The 21,843-nt window shown below is 54.3% G+C and carries 20 protein-coding genes; 3 read left to right on the forward strand and 17 right to left on the reverse strand.

What is annotated here, in order from left to right; translation table 11 throughout:
- The first annotated feature begins 122 nt into the window (after nucleotides 1-122).
- Nucleotides 123-482 carry an MmcQ/YjbR family DNA-binding protein gene (locus DPQ22_RS05135; protein ID WP_150213814.1) on the forward strand — a complete coding sequence of 120 codons (360 nt, stop codon included), beginning with the start codon at nucleotides 123-125 and terminating at the stop codon, nucleotides 480-482.
- A gap of 74 nt (nucleotides 483-556) precedes the next feature.
- Here DPQ22_RS05135 and proP read toward each other — a convergent pair whose 3' ends face one another.
- The 13 genes from proP to DPQ22_RS05200 all read right to left on the reverse strand — a co-directional run bounded on the left by proP (nucleotide 557) and on the right by DPQ22_RS05200 (nucleotide 14,330).
- Nucleotides 557-2,062 carry a glycine betaine/L-proline transporter ProP gene (proP, locus tag DPQ22_RS05140; protein WP_150213816.1) on the reverse strand — a complete coding sequence of 502 codons (1,506 nt, stop codon included), beginning with the start codon at nucleotides 2,060-2,062 and terminating at the stop codon, nucleotides 557-559.
- 199 nt (nucleotides 2,063-2,261) lie between these two features.
- Nucleotides 2,262-3,458, reverse strand: a complete 1,197-nt coding sequence (lpxK, locus tag DPQ22_RS05145; protein WP_190323159.1) for a tetraacyldisaccharide 4'-kinase — start codon at nucleotides 3,456-3,458, stop codon at nucleotides 2,262-2,264.
- A complete protein-coding gene (waaA, locus tag DPQ22_RS05150; RefSeq protein ID WP_150214089.1) occupies nucleotides 3,451-4,770 on the reverse strand; it encodes a lipid IV(A) 3-deoxy-D-manno-octulosonic acid transferase in 1,320 nt (439 codons plus the stop codon). Before waaA ends, lpxK begins: the two co-directional genes overlap by 8 nt.
- A 133-nt stretch (nucleotides 4,771-4,903) precedes the next feature.
- The gene (locus DPQ22_RS05155) at nucleotides 4,904-5,620 is read right to left on the reverse strand and encodes a lysophospholipid acyltransferase family protein (RefSeq protein WP_150213820.1); all 717 of its coding nucleotides are present in this window, start codon (nucleotides 5,618-5,620) and stop codon (nucleotides 4,904-4,906) included.
- A gap of 16 nt (nucleotides 5,621-5,636) precedes the next feature.
- A complete protein-coding gene (locus tag DPQ22_RS05160) occupies nucleotides 5,637-5,876 on the reverse strand; it encodes a DUF4170 domain-containing protein (RefSeq protein WP_150213822.1) in 240 nt (79 codons plus the stop codon).
- 46 nt (nucleotides 5,877-5,922) lie between these two features.
- Nucleotides 5,923-6,786 carry a 3'(2'),5'-bisphosphate nucleotidase CysQ gene (locus DPQ22_RS05165; protein WP_190323160.1) on the reverse strand — a complete coding sequence of 288 codons (864 nt, stop codon included), beginning with the start codon at nucleotides 6,784-6,786 and terminating at the stop codon, nucleotides 5,923-5,925.
- Between the two features lie 46 nt (nucleotides 6,787-6,832).
- Complete coding sequence (locus DPQ22_RS05170; protein WP_150213826.1) at nucleotides 6,833-7,174, reverse strand: hypothetical protein; 342 nt, start codon at nucleotides 7,172-7,174, stop codon at nucleotides 6,833-6,835.
- A 60-nt stretch (nucleotides 7,175-7,234) separates the two neighbouring features.
- Complete coding sequence (locus tag DPQ22_RS05175) at nucleotides 7,235-7,441, reverse strand: hypothetical protein (RefSeq protein ID WP_150213828.1); 207 nt, start codon at nucleotides 7,439-7,441, stop codon at nucleotides 7,235-7,237.
- Between the two features lie 121 nt (nucleotides 7,442-7,562).
- On the reverse strand, nucleotides 7,563-8,900 hold the full coding sequence (locus tag DPQ22_RS05180; RefSeq protein ID WP_190323167.1) for a TldD/PmbA family protein: 1,338 nt from the start codon (nucleotides 8,898-8,900) through the stop codon (nucleotides 7,563-7,565).
- Nucleotides 8,901-8,992: 92 nt separating this feature from the next.
- The gene (locus DPQ22_RS05185; RefSeq protein WP_150213832.1) at nucleotides 8,993-10,306 is read right to left on the reverse strand and encodes a M16 family metallopeptidase; all 1,314 of its coding nucleotides are present in this window, start codon (nucleotides 10,304-10,306) and stop codon (nucleotides 8,993-8,995) included.
- Nucleotides 10,307-10,453: 147 nt separating this feature from the next.
- Nucleotides 10,454-11,998 carry a M16 family metallopeptidase gene (locus tag DPQ22_RS05190; RefSeq protein ID WP_246681499.1) on the reverse strand — a complete coding sequence of 515 codons (1,545 nt, stop codon included), beginning with the start codon at nucleotides 11,996-11,998 and terminating at the stop codon, nucleotides 10,454-10,456.
- A gap of 39 nt (nucleotides 11,999-12,037) precedes the next feature.
- A complete protein-coding gene (rsmD, locus tag DPQ22_RS05195) occupies nucleotides 12,038-12,613 on the reverse strand; it encodes a 16S rRNA (guanine(966)-N(2))-methyltransferase RsmD (protein ID WP_150213834.1) in 576 nt (191 codons plus the stop codon).
- Complete coding sequence (locus tag DPQ22_RS05200) at nucleotides 12,594-14,330, reverse strand: pseudouridine synthase (protein WP_150213836.1); 1,737 nt, start codon at nucleotides 14,328-14,330, stop codon at nucleotides 12,594-12,596. The genes rsmD and DPQ22_RS05200 overlap by 20 nt, the downstream gene beginning before the upstream one ends.
- A gap of 250 nt (nucleotides 14,331-14,580) precedes the next feature.
- Here DPQ22_RS05200 and DPQ22_RS05205 point away from each other — a divergent pair, with 250 nt between their 5' ends.
- Nucleotides 14,581-15,069, forward strand: coding sequence for a nucleoside deaminase (locus tag DPQ22_RS05205; RefSeq protein ID WP_246681500.1), 489 nt, complete (start codon nucleotides 14,581-14,583; stop codon nucleotides 15,067-15,069).
- 12 nt (nucleotides 15,070-15,081) lie between these two features.
- Here DPQ22_RS05205 and DPQ22_RS08895 read toward each other — a convergent pair whose 3' ends face one another.
- From DPQ22_RS08895 to DPQ22_RS05220, 4 genes are all read right to left on the reverse strand, one after another.
- Nucleotides 15,082-15,240, reverse strand: a complete 159-nt coding sequence (locus tag DPQ22_RS08895) for a hypothetical protein (protein WP_190323161.1) — start codon at nucleotides 15,238-15,240, stop codon at nucleotides 15,082-15,084.
- Between the two features lie 422 nt (nucleotides 15,241-15,662).
- Nucleotides 15,663-16,196, reverse strand: a complete 534-nt coding sequence (locus DPQ22_RS05210) for an ActR/PrrA/RegA family redox response regulator transcription factor (protein WP_246681510.1) — start codon at nucleotides 16,194-16,196, stop codon at nucleotides 15,663-15,665.
- Between the two features lie 237 nt (nucleotides 16,197-16,433).
- Nucleotides 16,434-17,708 (reverse strand): ActS/PrrB/RegB family redox-sensitive histidine kinase, encoded by a 1,275-nt coding sequence (locus DPQ22_RS05215; protein ID WP_150214095.1) that lies wholly within the window; start codon nucleotides 17,706-17,708, stop codon nucleotides 16,434-16,436.
- Between the two features lie 233 nt (nucleotides 17,709-17,941).
- Complete coding sequence (locus DPQ22_RS05220) at nucleotides 17,942-20,671, reverse strand: ATP-dependent RNA helicase (protein ID WP_425305153.1); 2,730 nt, start codon at nucleotides 20,669-20,671, stop codon at nucleotides 17,942-17,944.
- Between the two features lie 626 nt (nucleotides 20,672-21,297).
- Between DPQ22_RS05220 and DPQ22_RS05225 the strand changes: the two genes are divergently transcribed.
- Nucleotides 21,298-21,822, forward strand: coding sequence for an SH3 domain-containing protein (locus tag DPQ22_RS05225; protein ID WP_150213842.1), 525 nt, complete (start codon nucleotides 21,298-21,300; stop codon nucleotides 21,820-21,822).
- Nucleotides 21,823-21,843 lie beyond the last annotated feature (21 nt).

Below are 21,843 nucleotides of genomic sequence, written 5' to 3' on the forward strand. Positions count from 1 at the left end.
TCGCGCTTGGCGGTGACAATATTCCGCTCTTGAGCACCGCTTTATTTGCCGGCGCCGGCAAGGAACAAACGCAAGCGGCAGACGGGAAATGCGCCAAAAGCAAAAGAAACCGGAGGGAGACAATGCTGATACGCGCTGATATTTGCGCTTATGCCAAAGACAAATATCAAACCCGGCCGGAGCAGCCATGGCCGCAGCGTTATCCTGATTGGCTGGTGCTCAGGCATAGAGCCAACGGTAAATGGTATGCCGTCCTTATGAATATTCCTCGCCATAAAGCCGGCTTAAAGGGGGAAGGAAAAATTGATATTCTTAATCTGAAAGTTGATGCCGGCCTGAAAATGCTGCTGGCCGGCACAAAAGGCGTTTTACCAGCCTATCATATGAATAAGGAACATTGGCTGAGCCTGGTGCTGGACGGATCAGTAGCCGATAAAGACATAATTCATTTGCTGGATAAGAGCTATAGCCTCACCCGGTGAGCTGTTTTTCTCTCTGGTAATAAAAGGGCATTCCCGGCGGGAATGCCCTTTTGCCTGTCTTTATTTTGCAGCGCTTAAGACAGATTGGGGTGTTTATCAATCAAACCCTGCCGTTTTTCTTCCAGCTCAGAAATTTGCTCTTCAATATTAGAGACCCGCTCTTCAATATGATCCAGATGTTCCTTGAATACTTCCCGTGCTTCCTGCCTGGAAGAGGCAACCGGCAAAGCACCTTTTAACGGGCGGCGCGCCGTTTCCCGCACCACACAGCCGGCAATGACCCCCATCAACGCCACCAGCATTAAATAATAAGCGGGGGCATAAGGCCAGAAATGGCCTGTGCCTTGCGCTGCCGCATCGCTGCTGCCCACCAGATAAGCAGCCAAAGGCGGCGTGATACCGGCAATAAAGACCGAAATATTAAAGCTGATACCCAAAGTGCGCAACCGCACTTTGGTGGGGAATAAAGCCGGCAAAATTGAGGCCTGCGTGCTGTTGAAACAACACAGCAAAACGGCAAGAATGGCCAGCCCGGCATAAATATGCGCCGTATCTTCATGCCGCATGAGATGAAAAGCCGGCAGACTGAGGAAAAGATAGCCCAATGAGCCGACAATAATAAACGGCTTACGGCCGATTTTATCGCTCAAATAGCCGAAAAACGGCTGGATAATCAGCATGCCGATCATAATGCAAATAGCAATAAGCTCGGCCTTTTCGCGCGGATAATTCAATACTTCGGAAAAATAAGTAGGCATATAGACCAGCAGCATATAATAAGCAACATTGGTCATAATCACCATGCAGCAGCATAAAATAATATTTTTGCTATTGGCGCGGATAATGCTCAAAGCGCTGCCTGTATCGCCTTCGCGCTTTTCACCCTCACGCTGGAAAGCCGGGCTTTCATCAACCTGACGGCGCAAATAAAGGCCGACAAGCCCCAAAGGCAGCGACAGCAAAAACGGAATGCGCCAACCCCATTGTTCCATTACGTCCTGCCCGCCAACGAGATGGGTGACAATAAACACCACCAGAATGCCGAAGAGAAAACCGGCAACAGAGCCGAAATCCAGCCAACTGGCCAAAAAGCCGCGCCTTCTATCCGGCGAATATTCAGCCACAAAAGTCATGGCACCGGCATATTCGCCGCCGACAGAAAGCCCTTGCACGATTTTGGCCAGCAAAATCAAAACCGGCGCGGCCACGCCAATAGCGGCATAACCGGGAATAAAACCAATAGCAAAAGTAGAAAGGGAAATAAGGATAATCGTGCAGGATAAAACATGCTTGCGGCCATATTTATCGCCCAGAAAACCGAAAATAGCCGCTCCCAGCGGCCGCACCAGAAACGGAATGGAAAAGGTGACAAGAGCAAGGATTGTCTGAATAGAAGCCGGCGCCGCGGTAAAAAACACCTTGCCAATAGTAATGGCAAGAAAACCGTAAACACTGAAATCATACCACTCAACCGCATTGCCAAGGCAAGCCGCGGTAATAACTGTGCGTAACTGCCGGCCTTCAACTACGGGTATATCGCGCACATGCAAAGTTTGATCATTGACCGTATTTTCTGTCATATTCCAGACCAGCTCCCTTATGCAGATTTTGTAAATTCGAGAAACATATTAAAATAGCGCCGCTACCTTATACGATTCCCCTTTATTCTGCAAATTATCCTCTATCGATTCATTATATTGACGCCGGCAGCGCCTGTTTCCCACAGGCGGAAATAAAGTGCGCTGCCCCTCATTCCGCTCATAGCCTCACAGCCGGCTTTCAGAAAAAACGTCTGTCTTTATAATGCGTTACGCATAAATTCAGAATATGATTACAAAAATCTTCCGGCAAAAATTCCGGATAAATATCCAGCACCAGCAAAGGCCCCAGTTTTTTATCCAGCCCGTCCGTTTTCAAACGCATATAATCTTTGGCTGTCGTTGCCATAATCAGCCCATAGGCGCGGGCGCTTTGCACAATATCGTCTATATCATAAAGGCTGAAAAAATGATGATCGGCAAAGCTGCGTTTCTGCGCAATAAGGCCGCCGGCAGCTTCCAGGCCGGCAAAAAACTTTTGCGGATTGCCAATACCGGCAAAAGCCAAAAAGCGCCGGCCATAAATTGCGCGCAGGCTGGTTATCGGCATAACCGGGTTGGCAACAGGCTGCTTATCAGGCGCGGCAGCTTTAAAGCCGGCGGTCTGGTTTTGCTCATGCAGGGCAGCGTTTTCTGCCGGCAGGGCGGGCAGGGCGGCGGCAGATCCTGTGCCCTCATAAGGGCGGCTGATTCGCAAGCGCAAAATCGCCCGGCAAACCGGCTTGCCGGCCTTTGCCGCCAGCCGCAGCACGGCCTGCCCGGCCGCATCATTATCGGCGTGATTGCCCAGCAGCACAATCATATCACTATAAGCGAGCTGCACCGGCAAAGGCGCGCGCAGCGGCCCGGCAGGGAAAATTTTGCCATTGCCGAGGCCGCGGGCGCTATCCACAGCCATAAGAGCATAATCCGAATACAGGCGGCGGCTTTGAAAGCCATCGTCCATAATAATAAAATTCACCCCTTCCCGCAATAGCTGCTCTGCCGCTTTCAGGCGGTTGACAGCAACCGCTACCGGCGCATATTCCGCCAGCAAAAGCGGTTCGTCCCCCACATCGCGCGCGCGGTCGCGCGCCGGGTCAACCCGGTAAACGCGATCTCGTTGCAAAGACACAGCACCGCCATAACCGCGTGACACAATGCCCGGCTTTAAGCCGCGCTTTCCGGCCGCTTTGGCAAAAGCCGCGGCCAGCGGTGTTTTGCCGGCGCCGCCCAAGGTAAAATTGCCGATACATAAAACCGGCGCTTCAATTTGCGGCGGGCGGGCGCGCTCCATTATCCGGGCAGCAAAATGCCCGTAAATTCTGGCCGCCGGCGATAATAACAGGCTGGTCAAACCGCGTTTTTTCCACCAGAAAAGCGGCGTTTCATTAGCCATGGCGGTCATTTGCCCTGTTTAATTGCGCCGCCAAAGTCAAAGGCTGCAAAAACGGTTTCAAAATTGTAAAAGTCTGCCGCAAGGCCCCGCTCAGACTTTGTGCTGTCTTGCGGCCGGAGGCAATCATTTTTTTGCGCATTTCAGGGTGCTCAAGCAAATGATGCACACAGCCTGCCAGCATAGTGGAATCATCAACAAAGCGCGCCGCATCATTTTTCATAAATTCCTGATAAGTCTCGCGGAAATTATCAATATTCGGCCCGGTCAAAATGGCGGCGCCGGCCAGCGCCGGCTCCAGCGGATTATGGCCGCCCTCCCCCGCCAGCGATTTGCCGACAAAAGCAATTTCCGTCAGCCGTAAATAAAGCCCCATATCGCCGATTGTATCGCCCAGCAATATATCTGTCTGCGGGCCTGGCACCTCGCCCAGACTTTTGCGGACAAAATGATAATTTTTGCTGCGCAGCCTGTCGATTATGGCGGTGATACGCTCCGGGTGGCGCGGCACAATAATGGTCAATAAATCGGGATAACGCTTGCGCAAAATACGGTGCACGCGCGCCGCCATCAATTCTTCTCCCTCATGGGTGGAAACCGCCGCCCAGCGCGGCCGCGCGCCAATAGCCCGGCGGTAATGCTCCAGCTCTTCATTTTTGGCAGGCAGCACAATATCGGCCTTCAAATTGCCGGCAACGGCAACCCGCGGCGCTCCCAGCATTTTATAGCGCCTGGCATCTTCATCTGTCTGGCAAATAACTTCCGTAAAGCAGGAAAAAATCTCCCGCGCAAAAAATTTGCGCCTCCTCCAGGCCTGAAAAGAGCGATCAGACAAACGCGCATTGAGCAAAATTTGCGGAATGCGGCGGCGCGCCAGCTCAATTATCCGCATTGGCCAGATTTCCGATTCACAGACCAGCGCCAGATCCGGCTTCCAATAATTGAGAAAACGGCGAACGGCAATGCCAATATCCAGCGGCACATATTGATGCGCCAGCCTTCCGCCAAAGCGCTCCCGCACCAGCCGGGCCGAGGTAACCGTGCCGGTTGTCAGCACAATATTGATATTAGCCGCCAAAATGCGCTCACATAGCGGGATCAGCGCCATTGTCTCACCCACACTGGCAGCATGCAGCCAGATCAGCGCTCCTTCCGGCCGCCTGGCCGAGGCATGCCCCAGCCTTTCGCCATAGCGGCGCAGCTCTTCCTTGCCCCTGGCTGCCCGCCATGAAAGATAAGGCGGGACAAACAGGCGCAAACAACTGCCAAGCCCGCTATAGGCAGAAAACAGCAAACGCGCCCTGATTTTTTTCATCAAAATCTCTCTAGCCTGGCGGCAATGCCGCCTTTCATTTTTACCGTGGCTTTGAGGTCGCAAGCCAGGAACAACAGCCCTCCCCCATAATGGTGCGCCTGCAATAAGCGGCACAGCCAGCCCGGCAAAAGCCTCACCTGCCTTGAAGCCGGGCATGGGCTTCATCAGTCAGCCGGTTCATAATATGCGTCAGTTCCATGCGCTTTTGCTCAAGTTCCGCCTCATCAGCCTCGGGTGAGACAAAAAAGGCCTCTCCCATTAAAAAAACCGATCGGCCGAAAGGCAAAGGTATGGCCGTTTTATCCCAGCTTTTTTCCAATATTTTTTCACGCGAAAAGGCATAAATATAAGGCACAACCGGCCGGCCGGAAAGCTTGGCCAGCAGAATAATGCCGCGGCCGGCTTCCCGCGCCTTTTTATGGGCAATATCGGCAATCATCGCCGTTGTCTCGCCGTTTTTCAGCGCTTTGCTCAGTGTTAACAGTGCGCGCGCGCCGCCTTTATCGCGGCTGCGCTTGCGTTTGCGCCCGCCTGAGCCGCGCACTGTCTCCAGCCCCAGCCGCTCCCCTACCAGCGCATTCAGCTCAGCATCGGCCGAGCGCGAAAACATGGCAATAATTTTTTCCCCCTTTGGCCGCAAAAACGGCCCCATTATATGCTGCCCATGCCAAAAGGTAATGATAAAAGGATTATAGCGCTTATGCGCACGGCGCGGATCGGCAGAGCCTTTTATGAGCGGATTTGTCCAATAGACAAAACGCAAATAGGCGCTTAAAAGCGAAACCAGCACCCATTTGACTATGGAAGAGTCTTTTAGCGGCTGTCGCAGTTTTTGCCAAAGCTGTTTCATAAAAGCGGCTTTATAATCAGAATTTTTGCGCCCGCTCCAAAGCGGAGTTAAGGCCGATTATGCAATAACGCTGCAAGGCATTATCCACTGTTTCCAAAGCGCGGCTCCTCCACGCTTTTTTTGCCTTTTCATAATCGGCAAAAATACCGACAAATTCCATTTTTTCAGCATTGGCAAATTTCTGCCCGGTAAAATCCTGCAATTCTCCGCCAATAACGAGATAAAGGCTTTCTGCGCCTTGTATTACTTCAGACATTAAGGCAAAACTCCTGCATTGGTCATAATTTAATGAATTACGCGTCTTAGCCTAAATCCAGGCCGGAAACAATATCCAGCAATTCTTTCAGCTTAGCCTGTTTTGCGCCTAATAAAAAGCCGTGTCTGAAAGATTGTTCACAATAGCGGACAGGCCGGCCGGCAAGGTCAACCAGCGCCCCGCCGCAATTTTGCAAAATAACATCACTGGCGGCAATATCCCAATCATGGCAGCCGGGGCGCACAAATACGGCCGAGAGCCGCCCGCGCGCCAATAAAGCCAGGCGATAAGCCAATGAAGGTATAGGCGCGGCGCGCTCTGCTCCTTGCGTGAAAGAGAGCGGCAATTTCTGCCAATCCACCTTGCGGCAGACAATCGGCGCTGAGGTCGCGCGCAAGGCCGGCATTGTCGCAGCTTCAGCCATTGTCTCGCCTGCCGCTGCCGGCGCCGGCTCTATTACTGCCCCGTTAAGCCGGGCTGTGCCGCCGGCGGCGGCAGTATAATGCTCACCCAAAGCGGGGCAATAAAGCGCCCCGGCAAGCGGGCGGCCGGCTTCAGCCACAGCGATAGAAACGCACCATTGCGGATTATGATTGATAAAACCGCGTGTGCCATCGATCGGGTCAACAATAAAATAGCGTTTATATTCTGCGGCCGGGCGCTCATCGGCCGTTTCTTCCGAAATCCAGCCATAATCAGGGCGGGCAGCCAGCAATTTTTCCTTTAAAAAGGCATCAATAGCAAGATCCGCCTCGCTTACGGGAGAATCGCCCGCTTTTGTCCATGTTTTCGGATTACGGCCAAAAAAGCGCAGGCCTATCTCCCCCGCCTGACGCGCCAGGCGGCTGATTAACTCCAAATCAGCGGTATGAGGCACTTTATTTTCATTATTCTGCTTTTGTAAAATCACCGCATTTCGCCTTATATTCCCCTAAAATACTATTTCTTCATTCTCTTCAGATAAGTGATGAATCCGTCTTTTGGATACGAAAAATCAAATCTCCCCTCTGATAGCCATAATAAAAATTCTCATCTTCCCCAGCCTGATCAATAATAGGGGTTTTTGCCAGAAACACACTCCATTCTTCTTTGGAAAAAGTAAATTTATCAATATATTCAGCAGCCGATTCTTCCTTTAAAGGAAGTTTTATCTTATAACCTGCTTCGCGACAAATCAGAGTTCCCTTTTCCAAAGAAAAAAGAAAAGTGGGGTTGGTATCAGCCTGATTCAGCACGGCGTAAGCCGCTTGTGTCTCGCCCAATATATTGAGAACAGTATCAAACTCATGAAGCTGCATTACCCGTAACTCCCATTCGAATAACCTGATTTTGTATATAATCACCGTGACAGACTGTGCCTATATCGTATATCGTATCAGCCCTTTGGCCTGCCTGACTGCCGCGCCGGCCCCTGGCCCCAGCCTGTTTATCCTTTTGACCTGATTATTATAAATACCCCCAAATTTGCCGGAAGCGCCGGTTAAAACCTGTTTTGCCCTGCCTGCTTTATTGGCCGCCGCCAGGCTGTTTTCCTGCGCATATTCCTGTCCAAAAAAACCTGACAATTTCCGGGAACAGAGCGTTATTCTCCGCCTGTTCTTATCTGCAATGCCTCCCGCCCTGCGGAGCCAGGCTTTACCCCTGCGCATATTCTATCCAAAAACCCTGACGGTTTTCAGAGCCAGGCTATGCCCCCGCCAGCATCATGCCTTCCACCAACAAGGTCGGCGCCGTAACAGCATAATGCCTGTCCAAATCATCAGCCGCAGTCATATGCGCAAACATATGCAGCAGATCTGAACCCAGACTCACCTCGCTGACAGGATAAACAGGCACGCCGTTTTCAATCCAGAAGCCGGCGGCGCCGCGGCTATATTGCCCGGTTACCAAATCTACCCCACGGCCGATCAATTCGGTTACATAAAAGCCGGTTTTCAAGCTGCCGATTAAATCTTCCGGCTTTGTTTCGCCCGCTTCAATAGCAAAATTAGTGGCCCCCGGCACAATAGCATTGCCGGAACGCACCCCCCGGCCATTTGTCTCCAGCCCCAATTCCTTTGCCGCAGAGGAGGACAACAGCCAATCCTGCAAAATACCGTCTTCCACCAAAGCCAGCGGCACCGGCTCCACTCCTTCGCCGTCAAACGGTCTTGAGGCCGGGCCGCGCGGCCGCAGCGGATTATCAGAAACCGCCTGGCCTTTACGCATAAGCCGCTTGCCCATAAAATTGCGCAGCAAACCTGTCTTGCGGGCAATGGCGGCCCCATTCACCATAGCGCTCAAATGCCCGGCCAGTGAGCGCGCCACGCGCGGCGCAAACACCACATCAACCTGCCCGGTCGGCGCCGGTCTGGCCCCCAGCCTGGCAACTGCCTGCCGGCCTGCCTGGTCACCAAGCGCGGCAATTTCTGCCATATCGGCATAATGCCGGGCAGAACTATAAGCATAATCACGCTCAAGCTTTGCCCCGGCACCGGCCACGACTGAAACAGAACGGCCAAAATGCGAAGCCAGATAAGAGCCGCTAAAGCCCTGGCTCGTCACCAGCACCAGACCGCCGGCACCATACCAGGCGGAGGCGCCGCCGGAATTGGTAACCCCTTTAACCGCCAGGGCTGCCGCTTCCAGCGCCGCGGCGTCATCACTCAACCGAACCATATCAGGGGTAAAAGCGTCCAGCAAATCCAGCTCACGCCGGGTTTTGGCCAAAAGCGGCGCCTCTACCTCTCCTTCAAACGGGCTTTCGGGTGAAACCCGGGCCTGAGCTACGGCACGCTCAGCCAATTCATCAGGCCGGGCCGACAAATCAGCCGATATAGCGGCTACGCGCTTGCCGACAAAAACGCGCAAAGAAAAATTATCAGTTTCAGCAGATTCTGTCTGCTCTGTTTTCCCCATGCGCACATCAATACTATAAGCGCGTGAGCGCGAAATTGCCGCATCGCCCGCATCGGCACCGGCCTTTTTGGCAGCAACAAGCAGTGCGGCCGCCCTGTCGGTCAAATTGGGCAAATCCCGTTGCATATCTGCCATATTTGCTGCTGCTTCCCGCATAAATGACAATCCCCATTTTATCCCGCAGAATGACCGCCGGCAGGCGGCCGGGCAAAGGCTGCTTAATCTTTTATCGGCCCGACCATTAAAATTGCCGGCTCAACGGTGAAAAGCTTTTTGGCAACAGCATTAACCTCGTCAAGACTGACAGCGTTAATTTCCGCCTCGCGCTTCTGAATATAATCTATCGGCAAATCCCATTCCTGCAACCCCACTAATGTAGCGGCAATCGCGCCGGAAGAACCCATATTCTGCACGGCATAAGCGCCGATGACATAGCTTTTAGCCTGCTGCAATTCCGGCTCATTTATACCGTTTTCAGCTATTTTCTTCACCTCTGTGCGGATAGTCTCCAGCGATTGCCGGGCGCTGGGCGCGCGCGTGCCGGTAGAAATAACCAGACTGTCGGAATAATCGCGATTCACCAGGCTGGAACGCACACTATAAGCCAAACCGCGCTTTTCCCGCACCTCAGTAAACAGGCGAGAGGTCAGGCCGGAGCCGCCCAAAACATAATTGAGCAAATAAGCGGCATAATAGTCTTTATCCTTGCGCGCCACACCGGGATAAACCAGATTTATTGCCGTTTGCGGCATAGTGTAATGAACCGTTGTCAACCCGCCCAAATGCGGCCGCACCGGCGGCACGGGCCGCAGCTCCGCTTTTGCCGGCAAGGCATCAAAAATTTTACCGATAAGCGCCGCCGCCTGTTCTTTTGTTATAGCACCGACAATACCTATTTTCACATTATCACGGGCAAATAAACGGCTATGCGCGGCCTGCAAATCCGCCCGGCCAATAGTCTTTAAACTTTCCGGCGTGCCCTCTATTGGCCGGGCATAGGGGTGACGGCCATAAAGCTCGACGGCAAATTTTTTCTGCGCGATTGTCATTGGGTCGCGCTCTGCCGCTTTAATGCCGACAATAATCTGATCGCGCACACGGTTGAGCGGCTCCTGGTCAAAACGCGGCTTTTGCAGCGCCAGAGCCAGCATCGCCGCTGCTTTATCGGCATTTTCTGCCAGCACTTTCATGGCGCCGCTTATATTATCCTCGCCGGCAGCAAAACTTAAATCCGCGCCCAAACTGTCCAGCTTTTCCTGCCAGGCCTGCGATTCCAGAGTCCCCGCCCCTTCGTCCAACAGGCCGCTCATCAGATTGATGAGACCGGCTTTATCGGCCGGGTCTTGCACCGCGCCGCCCTTAAAGGCAAAGCGGATAGCCAGAACAGGCACGGTTTTATCTTCTACAAACCAGGCATGAACCCCTTTGGGCGACATAATATCCTGAATTTCAACAGCCCGGGCAGGGCTGCCAAAAGGCAAAAGCCAGACAAACAGCAGCAAAGCCGAAGCCCGTAATCTAATCCTGTTCATATGGCTAATCCTCAATTCTCGCTCTTTCCTGTCGCACTGCGGCTCACGCGCCGCCGCGGCCTGCTTTCAGACTTCGCCGCTTTTGCCCTCTTCCCCGGCCCGGGCGCAGACACGCTTCTCATGCGGGCGCGGCAACAAAATTCATCTTTATTGCGCCGGAGAGGTGCCTTTGCCGCCGGGCGCTTTTTTCTGTCGCCTGTTATCTGCCTTTTCCGCATCATGCAGCGGCAAAAGACGGGAAACCACCCCTGTTCCCGGCGCCAGATAGCGCGCGGCGACCGCCTTTATATCTGCCGGTTTGACAGATTTCAGCCTTTCCGGCCAATTATTAACATCGGCAACACGCATGCCTGTTGTCAAAGCAGCGCCATAAAGTTGCGCCAAACCGGAAGGACTATCCTGAGAAAAGACAAAATCCTTCATATAGCGCTTGCGCGCGGCTTCCAGCTCCTGCATTGAGACGCCGTTTTTTATAATAGCCGCAATCTCAGCCTCTACCGCCGCCTGCAAATCGGCCAATGCGGCGCCGCCGCGCGGCAGGCCATAGAGATAAAACACCCCGTCATCAATGGCAGTGCCGTCATAGGCCGAACCGACAGAAGCAGCAATGCCCGTCTTTACCACCAGATTTTTATAAAGCCGGCTTTGACTGCCGCCGCCCAAAATTTCTCCCAATAAATCCAGCGCCTCTGCTTCTCCCTTATTTTTGGCATTATTATAAGACGGCACCAGGCGATAAATCTGGAAACTCGGCTCAGCCACGCGCCCGTCCCGCATGGCAACCTCACGCCGGGTGCGGCTCACCGGCTCTTGCGGCCGCCGGCGCTCAGGCATAACGGCGCGTTGTTTCACCTTGCCATAAGTTTCCATCGCCAAAGCGCGTACACCAGCCGGGTCAACATCGCCGGCAATAATGGCCACTGCATTATTCGGCGTATAATATTTGCCGTAAAAAGCCAGGGCATCATCACGATTCAACTGCTCCATTTCCTGTTTCCAGCCAATTACAGGATTATGATAAGGGCTGTTGAGGAACAGCGTGGCGCGCGCCTCTTCTGCCAGCATTGCGGCAGGGTCATTATCCGTGCGCATACGGCGCTCTTCAATAATTACCTGCCGCTCCGGGCCGATAACCTCATCAGTCAAAATCAGATTTTCCATGCGATCCGCCTCTCGTATCATCATGTTTTTTAAATATTGCGGCGCAATAATTTCATAATAGGCAGTATAATCATAAGAGGTAAAGGCGTTTTGTTCACCGCCAAGACGCGCCACAAGGGTAGAGAATTCTCCCGCGGGATAGGCCCTGGTCCCCTTAAACATTAAATGCTCCAGAAAATGGGCAATGCCTGTGTGCCCGCGCGGCTCATCGGCAGAGCCGGCGCGATACCATATCATATTGGTGACAACCGGCGCGCGGTGATTGGGCAGCACAACCACTTGCAAACCATTAGCGAGGGTAAAGCTGTAGACATTGCCGCTTTGCGCAATAGCCGGCAGCACCTGCCCGGCTGCTTCCTCGCTTTGCCCGGCCTGCTGCTCTGTGCCGGCCTGTGCCGTTACCGCCACCCCATCGGCCACAGGCTGAGTTGCGGCAAAAGCCTGCGCCCCGCCACCGGCAAAGGCGGCCAAAACGACCAGTCTCCTTAATAGAAACAGGGCAAACAAAATTTCAGCTTTAAAACGGCTCAACACGAAAAATTACACCTCGCTGCATAGGTGACAAACAGCTCACACCGCCCGCCGCACTTGCGGCGACAGGGCATAAAAACACACATGCGCAGCGCCGTAACCACGCTCATCTTCCTGAATAAAACAGGCAGGCAGGTCAAACCGCGCTCGTTTACTTTCTTCCAGAACAAGTATGGCATTATTATGGAGCCAGCCGCCATTATAAGCAGAGATAAAAGCTTTTTCCCCCAATTCCTGCCCATAAGGCGGATCGGCAAAAACAAGATGAAAAGGCAGCATAGTGCCGGCCGGGCCAAGATCGCAGGCATTGCGGCGCAAAATGCGCGCCACACCGCCAAGGCCAAGATTTTCTATATTATGCCGCAAAATACCGCGCGCTTCCACCGCTTCTTCGACAAAAACGGCAGCAGATGCCCCGCGTGACAGGGCTTCCAATCCATAAGCCCCGGTGCCGGCAAATAAATCCAGCACCCGCTTGCCGGCAAAATTACCGTTAAACCGCGCCTGCAAAATATTGAAAATATTTTCGCGAATTCTATCCTGAGTAGGGCGAATAGCCGCCGATTGCGGCGCCATTAACGCCCGGCCGCGCAAATTACCGCCGATTATCCGCATGGCGCCCCCTTTTTAACGAGTGGCTGCCTCTGCCCGATGGTTTATCCCCGCGCATAGCCTTATCCGCAAGCCCCCCTGCCTTGCGGGGCCAGGCTTTAGCGCCAGATTTACCTTCGCTGCTGCTGCCGCGTCTGAACGGCCGGCCGGTTTTATCTGTTCCGGCAAGAGAAGCGCTGCCGCCAGAAAAGCTACGCTCTTTGCTCTCTACATTTCCTGTGTCTTCCGGCAAGTATTTTGTCTTATTGCCAAAAGGCCTTGCCCCGATTTTTTTGTCACCAAACGGCTTGCCGCCAGCAAAAGCGCGTTTTTTACCAAAAGCTTTTTCACCATATTCCCCTGCCCCGGTTTTAACCTGGCCCGGCCTGTTCCGCCGCCGGTCAAAATGCTGCCTGTCTTCCCCCCATTCATTATTTTGCCTGTCTGCCCGGCCGGTGGAAAGCCCGCCGGCAACACGATCCGCGGCAGAATATGCGGCTTTCCGGTGCCAATCGCCCCGCCGCGGGCGCCTCTCACTTTCTGCTGCCTCAACAGGTGCGGCAGCTCGCGCGCGTGAGCCGGGGCCATGCCAGATATTGGCCTTGCGGCTCGGCCGCTCTTGCAGCTTCTCCCGCGGCCCGGCTGCTGTTGCAAACCGCCTGCTGCCGGAAGAAACCCAGCCTTCCTCATCTCTCTCTTTATATCTGCGCCCGGTTTTATTGTGCATATCCTTATCCGCAAGGCCTCCCGCCTTGCGGGGATAAGCTTTATCCCCGCGCCGGCCGGCTTTATCGGCAAAATCGGGCGCAGTCTCAGGCAGGCTGCGGTCAGAGCGCGCCGCCACCGGCCCATTGGGAAAAACAGCAGCAACCGGGGCAGAAAAATCCAGATTTGCTTCCTGCACCAGTTTTGCCCCTAGCTGGTCGCGCAAAATACGGCCGCGCACCTCAAGCACCATTCCCGGTTCCAGATCCGCCAGTTGAAACGGGCCGAAAGAAATGCGAATAAGCCTGGCGACTGTCAGCCCCAAAGCACCGAGAATATTTTTAATTTCATGATTTTTGCCTTCTTTCACGGCAATGGAAAGCCAGCTATTACTGCCTTGTTCACGCTCCAGCACGGCTTCTGCCGCGCCATAAAATATACCGTCCACCACAATGCCGTCTTTCAGCCGGTCAAGCTGCTGCCGGCTGGTTTTGCCATGCACCCGCACGCGATAACGGCGCACCCAGCCGGTAGAGGGCAGCTCCAACACACGCGCCAGCCCGCCATCATTGGTCAGCAAAAGCAGCCCTTCCGTGTTAATATCCAGCCGGCCGACAGCCAGCACGCGCGGCAAAGCCGCCGGCAATCTGTCAAAAACTGTTGCCCGCCCGGCCGGGTCACGACTGGTGGTGATAAGCCCCGCCGGCTTATGATAAAGCCAAAGCCGCGTTCTTTCCTTCACCGGCAGCGCCTGACCGTCCACCGTAATATTATCGCCGCGCTTTATATTAACCGCCGGGCTGGCCAGAACCCGGCCATTCACCGCCACGCGCCCGGCAGCAATCATCATTTCCGCCTCACGGCGCGAGGCCAGGCCAACCCGTGCCAGCCTTTTGGCAATGCGCTCACCTTTTTCTTCTTCATTATCAATATAGCGAGGCTGAAACACCTTTTCCTCCTGCCTGTTTTTGGCTGGCAGCGCCGCTTTATCTGAAAATTTTTTCCCGGTGGGCCGCGGCGCATATTTCTTTTCCATTTTATAATCCGTTTTAAACAATTTGTTGCGGTATTAACAAAAATTTTGCCGCGGCCTTACACTGGGAATATCGGCAAACTTGCCTGCCGGGTGATAAAATGACACAATAAACCGCTCTCCCTCTCCTGCCCTAGCAAAAGACAGCGTGAAAAGGAACGATAAAATAACAAAAAAGGCGAAATCAGGCAAAAAACTTTCCGGCTTGCCAACAGCAAAACAGCCGAGCCGCATAATTTTTAACCGGGATAAGATGGCACAGCCTGTAACAGCAAAAACAACTAAACCGGATTTCATGCGTGAGGCTTTAAACCAGGCGCGCTATGCGGCACAAGCAGACGAAGTGCCGGTGGGCGCGGTGCTGGTGCATGAAAACCGGATTATTGCCAAAGCGCATAATCAAACACGCGGCGGGCGCACTTATCCGCCTGACCCGACAGCCCATGCCGAAATCTGCGTCTTGCGGCTGGCCTGCGCGGCGTTGGGAGCCGAAAGGCTTGATAATTGCGATTTATATGTAACACTGGAGCCTTGCACAATGTGCGCGGCTGCTATTTCCTTTGCCCGGATTCGCCGGCTTTATTACGGCGCGGCCGATGCCAGGGGCGGCGCGGTAGAGCATGGGCCGCGTTTTTTCAGCAGTCCGGCCTGTTTTCACGCGCCGGAGCTTTACCCCGGCCTGACAGAGCGGGAAAGTGAAACCTTGTTAAAAGAATTTTTCCAGAAAAAACGCGACAAATAACGCCAGGCATGCTCATTCCACCGGTGGAATATGAAGAACCGCCGGCACCGGCGCGCCTGACGCGCCATGTGCAGGCGGCAAAGGTGGAATAACGACATTAGCGGCGGCCGTGCGGCGGCAGCAAACCGGGCAGCGGCCATAGGCAATCATAGCATGCGAGCCTTTCCCCATGCCTATGTATGCCATTGGGCAATCAGGCATACAGGCAGGGGAGACAGGGCCGACACGCCAGACATTGACAGCCGGGCGTGCACAGCAAAACCCGGCCCGCAAGCACAAAACCCGGCATAAAACCCGGCTCTGCCGACAGGCGGGACAAAAGGCGGGCGGCAAACCGGCCCCTTACAGCAAGCTGAACAAATTTGCTTTTTTTCGCCAGACAGCCTGATAGCAAGGAACGCAAATTGCCCCTGACAAGCGCGCGCCCGGGCGTGCGGCGCAAATAACCGGCTGCCGGCAGGCGGAAGAGCACAAAGCCCGCTTTCCGCCTCAAACCTTTCAAATCCTGTGGCCAGGCAGGCAAAATCTGCTCATTTGGCAAAGCAGCCGGCGGCAAACAACACGCACAGGCGCCCCAATCTGCCGGCTGCCGCCTATCTGGGGGCATGCTTGGCCAAAATACGCTGCAAAGTGCGGCGGTGCATATCAAGCCGCCGGGCAGTCTCTGAAACATTGCGGCCGCACATTTCATAAACGCGCTGAATATGTTCCCACCTCACCCTGTCTACCGACATCGGCTTGATTGCCGGTTCTTCCCTATCGCCGGGCTGGCTGGTCAGGGCAGCATAGATAGAATCCACATCAGTCGGCTTGGCCAGATAATCCACCACTCCCATTTTCACCGCATTGACTGCCGAGGCAATATTGCCGTAACCGGTTAAAACAAGGGCGCGCGTTTGCGGGCTGACAAGGCGCAGTTCCTTGATAATTTCCATACCATTGCCGTCCTGCAATTTTAAATCTACCACCGCATAATGCGGCGAAGCAGTTTGCAGCAAAGCAATAGCCTCTTTCACTGCTGCGCATGTCAGCACGGTAAAACCCTGCTGGCGGAAAGAGCGCGCCAGCCTGTTTAAAAATATTTTATTATCGTCAACCAAAAGCAGCGACAGGCCTTTACCCACCATTTTAGGCGCAACCGCCTCGGATTCAGGTGCCGCCGCATCAGACGAAGAAGTTTTTGCCGTCATTTATTATAATCCTTATACCCTGACTGTAACATATCACTTCCAAACCGGCCGGCTGCCTTCGCACTGTTGCCGACCCCCACAGCTTTCCGCATTGCGCCATTTTTGCCCTATAGGCATTGATAGAGCAAAACCGCTTCCTCCTGCCGGCCGGGCAAGGGGCAAGGGCCGGACAGTTTAAAAAACAAATTTTTTCGGCTCTGCGTCAAACGGCGCCGGCCAGACGAGGCGCACCTCCGCTCCCAGATTACAATCGGCAGAATTGCGGAAAATCAGCTTGAAATTCATACGCTCCAGCAGGGTTTTGGCAATAAACAGCCCCAATCCCAGCCCGCCGCCGGCGATTTCGCCTTTTTTCTTGCCCTTTTTGCGGTTGGAAATATAAGGCTCGCCGATTTTATCCACTATATCGGGTGAAAAACCTTCACCATCATCAATAATGGACAGGCTAATCGCCTCTTTATCCCAGGCATAACGCAGGAAAACACTGGAACGGGCAAAATCTACCGCATTTTCGACCAGATTACCCATGCCGTAAGTGATAGCCGGATTGCACCGCACTTGCGGCTCTGCTCCCTCGCAAGCCCCCTGGCGCAATTCTATGGCAATGCCGAAATTACGCATCGGCGCCGCCACTTCCTCCAGCAGCAGGGTAAACGGCACTTTATCCCGGCTTCTATCTTCACCGGCCATAGTGCCCAGCCCGGCCAGAATATCGCGGCAGCGCTCAGTCTGGCTCAAAAGCAGGCCGACATCTTCGGCATAGCGCTCGTTTTTGCCCAATTCCCGGCGAAAATCGCTCGCCACCAGTTGAATAGTGGCCAGCGGCGTGCCCAGCTCATGCACTGCCGCTATCGCCAGACCGTCCATGGCAGAAATATAACGCTCTTTTTGCAAAATCAGCTCGGTGACCCCCAAAGCATTGCTGAACTGACGCGCTTCCTCTGCCAGCCGGTAAGAATCAAATGAAATAAAAACAAGGGCAATGATAATCGCCGTCAGCAAACCGCCGATAAACAGCGGCGGCAGGCTCAAAGTCTCATGCGGATACCAGGGCAAAGGGTAATGAAACAGTGCCAGAATACAGGCACATAATATCGCCAGAATATTGAGCAGGAGCACAGAGCGGAAAAACAGCGAAGTCGCGCCCATGCCGACAGGGGCAATCAACAGCAGCGCAAACGGATTTTCCAGCCCGCCGGTAAAATATAACAGGCCGGAAAGCAGCAGAATATCGGCGGCAAAAATCAGCATGGCGCCATTAGGGCTGACACGGTGATGCCGCGGATAATAAAAATGCAGGCATAGATTAAAAGCGGACGATAAAGCCACCAAAGCAAAACAAAAGCGCAATGGCAGAGAAAAACTCAAACCAAAAGCAACAAAGCAAATACTGACAGTCTGGAAGAAAACCGCAATCCAGCGAATATGGATAAGCGTTTCCAGCCGCATAAGGCGGGAAAAATGCGGCTTGCCGTCTTCTACCCAATCCTTGACCACAGCTCCCTCTCCCGCCTTTATCAGGCCCGCTTTATTGCCCGCCAGCGCGCTGCGCGGCCTCAACCGCCGCGCAATCTGCCCCGTTATCAAACAGAAAAACAAAAAATAATAGCCGCAATCTGGCTTTTTTCACAGATTTTCATCAGTCGCCGTTTGCCCGCCCGCCGGCAGGTTTTTGCCTGATTTCAACTGCTTTTCGGCTTGCTGCTTTTTGCTTTTCCGGTGGGGGCGGCTGTTTCCGGGTTTTGCGGCCAGAAATGTTTGGGATAACGCCCGCGCTGGCTGGCCGCCACATCTTGCCATGATCCGGCCCAGAAGCCGGCAATATCGGCAGTAATTTGCAAAACCCGCCCGGCCGGCGATAATAATTCCAGCGTCAGGGGCACTTTGCCGCCGGCCACAGCCGGGTGCTGCCGCAGGCCAAATAATTCCTGCACCCGCACAGACAGCACGGCAGCGCCTTGCCGATAGCAAAGCGCAATATTAGAGCCGGTCGGCACAGTGAAATGTGACGGAGCCAGCTTTTCTGCCTGTTTGCGCAAATCATAAGTCAACAGGCCGGATAAAGCCCGGCTCAACACAGAGCTGTCACCGGCGGCAAACTGCGCCTGCCCGCGCAAATGCGGCAGCAGCCAATCTTCCAGCCTGCCCAATAAAGCTTGATCGCCGACATCGGGCCAGGGCGCACCAAAATGGCCGTGCAAAAAAGCCAGCCGGGCGCGCAGATTTTCTGCGGTTTTATCCCAAGGCAAAATCGCCAGGCCGAATTGCCGCACCGCCTGTAGCCAGCCGGCATCAGCCAAAGCGCCTTGCGGCGGCGGCAAAGGCACTGATTCCAGCATTATTGCCCCTAATTTGCACTGCCGGAAACGGCGCAAAGCCCGGCTCTCTTCATCAAAAACCGTATAGGTTTCATCGCTGATTTTATCCGCCAGATGCTGCCGCAGCCAAAGCTCCGACACTGCTGCCGCGGCTCTTATCCGCGCTTTGGCTAATGAGCCGGAAAGCTCAAGGCAAACAAGCCATGGCTGGCCAAATAAAGGCGAGGTTTCGTCTATAAAAGCGCCGCGCCCGTTTGCCATTAAATACTCTGCCGGTTTTGCCCTGTGCCTTTCCCCGATTTTACGCGGATTCTCATCTTTTTGCCGCCGCGCCACTCTCTCCCACCATGTGGCGGCCAAAATCTCTCCCGCGCTCATAAGATTTTTGCTGTCGCCGCGCTTTATTACGCTCATAGGCGGCAGCGGCAATAAAGCCGCCAGCCGGCATGCTTTTTCAGCCAGATTTTTGGCCAGATTGCGCGCTTTGGTTGCACGGGCGCTCTTATCGCGGGCAAAATTTTCCAGCCTGTTATCCAAATCACTGCCGGCGCCGCCCAGACCGGCCTCAGTCAGCACAAGGGCAAGCGCGGCGGCCCTCTCTGCCTGCCGGCGGCCGAGCTGAGCCGCGCTTAACAGCATATGCGCATGATTGACCGGCAGGTTTAGCTGCCGCAAAGCGCGCCCCAGCGGGGTTATCTGCCCGGTTTTATCCAGCGCCCCCAAATCCTGCAGATTTTGCCGCGCCTGCCGGCAGGCGGCAGCAGGCGGCGGGGAAGCAAAGCGCAAATCCCGCAGATTTATTATGCCGAAATCGGCGCAATCCAGCAGCAGATTACGCAAATCGGCCGCCAGAATTTCCGGCGGGGTGAAGGCGGGCAAAGCCTTATTCTGCTCTTCATGCCACAGCCGAACAGCAAGGCCGGCCTGCACCCGCCCGGCGCGGCCGGCGCGCTGAGCGGCTGAGGCAAGGGATACGCGCTGTGTCTGCAACCGTGTCATGCCGCTGACGGGATCAAAGACAGGCAGGCGCGCCAGGCCGCTGTCAATCACAATGCGCACATCTTCAATCGTCAGAGCGCTTTCGGCAATGGCAGTGGCCAGCACAATTTTACGCGTAATTCTTGTCTCAGGCGCCGCCGCAATGATTGCCGCCGGCGCAATATTGTCACCCCAATCTGTTGCGCGCCCGCGCTTTTGCCGGCCGGCCGGCCGGGTAACCGGTTTGATGGCTCTTTCCTGCTCTTCTGCCGACAGGCCGCCATAGAGCGGCGCAATAATAACAGCCTCGCCGGCAGCAGTCTCACTGTGCGCCGGCCCTTCTGCCGGCACGCGCTGCCGGCCCGGCTGTATGCCGGGAAGCCAATCTTCCAGCAAAGCCTGTGTGCGTTTAATCTCCGCCTGGCCAGGCAAAAAGGCCAAAATACTGCCCTCTGCGCCGGCAAGCCAGGTGCAGCAGGCGCAGGCGACAGCCTCTTCCACCCGTTCAGCCCGGCTATTTGCGCCTCTTGCGCCCTGCCCGCGCGGGTGATATATAATCTCTACCGGAAAATTGCGGCCGCGCGCCTCAATAACAGGGGCTGCGCCGCCGCCCGGCAGCAAAAGAGCAGCTATAGATGCGCTGTCCAATGTTGCCGACATCACCAGAATCCGCAAATCCGGGCGGAGAGAATCCGCCACATCAAGCGCCAGAGCCAGGCCAAAATCAGCCTCCAGGCTGCGTTCATGAAATTCGTCAAACAAAACGGCACAAATACCCGGCAATTCAGGATTATCCAGTATAAGACGGGTAAAGCTGCCTTCAGTCATTACCAGAATGCGCGTGGCAGCAGAATAATTTTTCTCCAGCCGCATAGTATAGCCGACTGTCTGCCCCACTTGTTCGCCCAAAAGCTGCGCCATACGGCGGGCAAGGGCGCGCGTCGCCAGACGGCGCGGCTCCAGCAGAATAATTCGCCCTTGTTGCGCCCAGGGCGCCTGTAGCAAATGCAGCGGCACAAAACTGGATTTGCCGGCACCCGGCGGTGCCACTAATACGGCCCGCGGCAGCGCAACAGGGCCGGGCTTTGCCTCATTACCGTCACCGTGGCGCCGAATCCTGCTGTCACGGCGGCGCAATACTTCACTACTGCTATCGCTCAATGTCCCATTATCGCTGCCGCTCAAGGCCGCATTATCGCTGCCGCTCAGGGCGGCATCAATCCCGGCCAAAACCTGCTTTATCGGCAAGTCTTCTATTGCCTCCGTCTGACGCTTCGGCAAGTTTTCTGTTGCCTTCGTCTGACGCTTCGGCAAATCTGTCTCTGACACTTTTTACAACTTTCCACGCCGGCTGAAATTATCCGGGCTGCAATCTCTTAAAAGCGGGCTATGCTCCGCCGCCAGTTTATTATGGCGTAAGTTATAATATTTTTTGCCCGGTAATAACAAGCCGGCAGCAAATTTCCGCTTTGACCCGCCCCGGATATACTATAAATCCGGCTCTATAATGCTAAAACAGTCTCTATACAATAACAATAAAGTATATCTCAAGTTTAATATTAAATTATTATAACTTTTTATCAATAAATCCATATTACATTAAGGATAACGAAAGTATAAACCGGCTATCCGGATATGTCTGTAATCAAAGCAAAAGCAACAATTCTCACTTGAGGTCTGTTATGAAAAAATGGCTGAGTCCCCTTCTTTTTGCATCTTGCCTGTTTGGCGCCGGTATCGGTGTGGCAGAAGCAAAACAAAATTATAACTGCAACTGCAATAGCCTTGCCCTTGCCCCTGTCAGAAATACTGTCATCACCAATGTTGATGCCATTACCACGGCCCCGCTCCATGTGCGCAACGGCCCGGGCCGGCATTATAAATCCCGCGATATTCTGCCGCCGGATTTTCCGCTGGTTGTCGGCTCATGCACCCGCGGCTGGTGTCAGGTTTACTATAATAATGCCCGCTCCGGCTGGTCGTCCTTGCCTTATCTGGCCTTCAAAAAAGGCGGCAAACATTATAAAGACCCCAATCTGGGGCCTTTTGGCGGCGAGACCATGGCTATGAGCGGCCCGCGCCGAATGGGCGGCCTGCATAGATCGCGTTTTCGCCGCGGCTATCAGCACCGCATTGCTTATTCAGTCAACGGCATGCAGGCCGGGCAATATAGCGGCGAGCGCAGCGCCATGAGCGGCTGGTGGACCAATTATCAGCGCCCCACATATCACCGCGCCTGGCAGCCGCGCTGGTGGCAAAAAAAATAGCCGGGCCGGGAACGGTAAAAT

The organism is Candidatus Tokpelaia sp. (genome assembly GCF_008636115.1).
Taxonomy (GTDB): Bacteria; Pseudomonadota; Alphaproteobacteria; order Rhizobiales; family Rhizobiaceae; genus QLZD01.

Coding starts and splice junctions, on each gene's coding strand:
- DPQ22_RS05135 (WP_150213814.1), top strand. CDS start 123: ATGCTGATACGCGCTGATATTTGCGCTTATGCCAAAGACAAATATCAA.
- proP (WP_150213816.1), bottom strand. CDS start 2,062: ATGACAGAAAATACGGTCAATGATCAAACTTTGCATGTGCGCGATATA.
- lpxK (WP_190323159.1), bottom strand. CDS start 3,458: ATGGCTAATGAAACGCCGCTTTTCTGGTGGAAAAAACGCGGTTTGACC.
- waaA (WP_150214089.1), bottom strand. CDS start 4,770: ATGAAAAAAATCAGGGCGCGTTTGCTGTTTTCTGCCTATAGCGGGCTT.
- DPQ22_RS05155 (WP_150213820.1), bottom strand. CDS start 5,620: ATGAAACAGCTTTGGCAAAAACTGCGACAGCCGCTAAAAGACTCTTCC.
- DPQ22_RS05160 (WP_150213822.1), bottom strand. CDS start 5,876: ATGTCTGAAGTAATACAAGGCGCAGAAAGCCTTTATCTCGTTATTGGC.
- DPQ22_RS05170 (WP_150213826.1), bottom strand. CDS start 7,174: ATGCAGCTTCATGAGTTTGATACTGTTCTCAATATATTGGGCGAGACA.
- DPQ22_RS05180 (WP_190323167.1), bottom strand. CDS start 8,900: ATGCAACGGGATTTGCCCAATTTGACCGACAGGGCGGCCGCACTGCTT.
- DPQ22_RS05185 (WP_150213832.1), bottom strand. CDS start 10,306: ATGAACAGGATTAGATTACGGGCTTCGGCTTTGCTGCTGTTTGTCTGG.
- rsmD (WP_150213834.1), bottom strand. CDS start 12,613: ATGCGGATAATCGGCGGTAATTTGCGCGGCCGGGCGTTAATGGCGCCG.
- DPQ22_RS05200 (WP_150213836.1), bottom strand. CDS start 14,330: ATGGAAAAGAAATATGCGCCGCGGCCCACCGGGAAAAAATTTTCAGAT.
- DPQ22_RS05205 (WP_246681500.1), top strand. CDS start 14,581: ATGGCACAGCCTGTAACAGCAAAAACAACTAAACCGGATTTCATGCGT.
- DPQ22_RS08895 (WP_190323161.1), bottom strand. CDS start 15,240: ATGGGGAAAGGCTCGCATGCTATGATTGCCTATGGCCGCTGCCCGGTT.
- DPQ22_RS05210 (WP_246681510.1), bottom strand. CDS start 16,196: ATGGTGGGTAAAGGCCTGTCGCTGCTTTTGGTTGACGATAATAAAATA.
- DPQ22_RS05215 (WP_150214095.1), bottom strand. CDS start 17,708: ATGCGGCTGGAAACGCTTATCCATATTCGCTGGATTGCGGTTTTCTTC.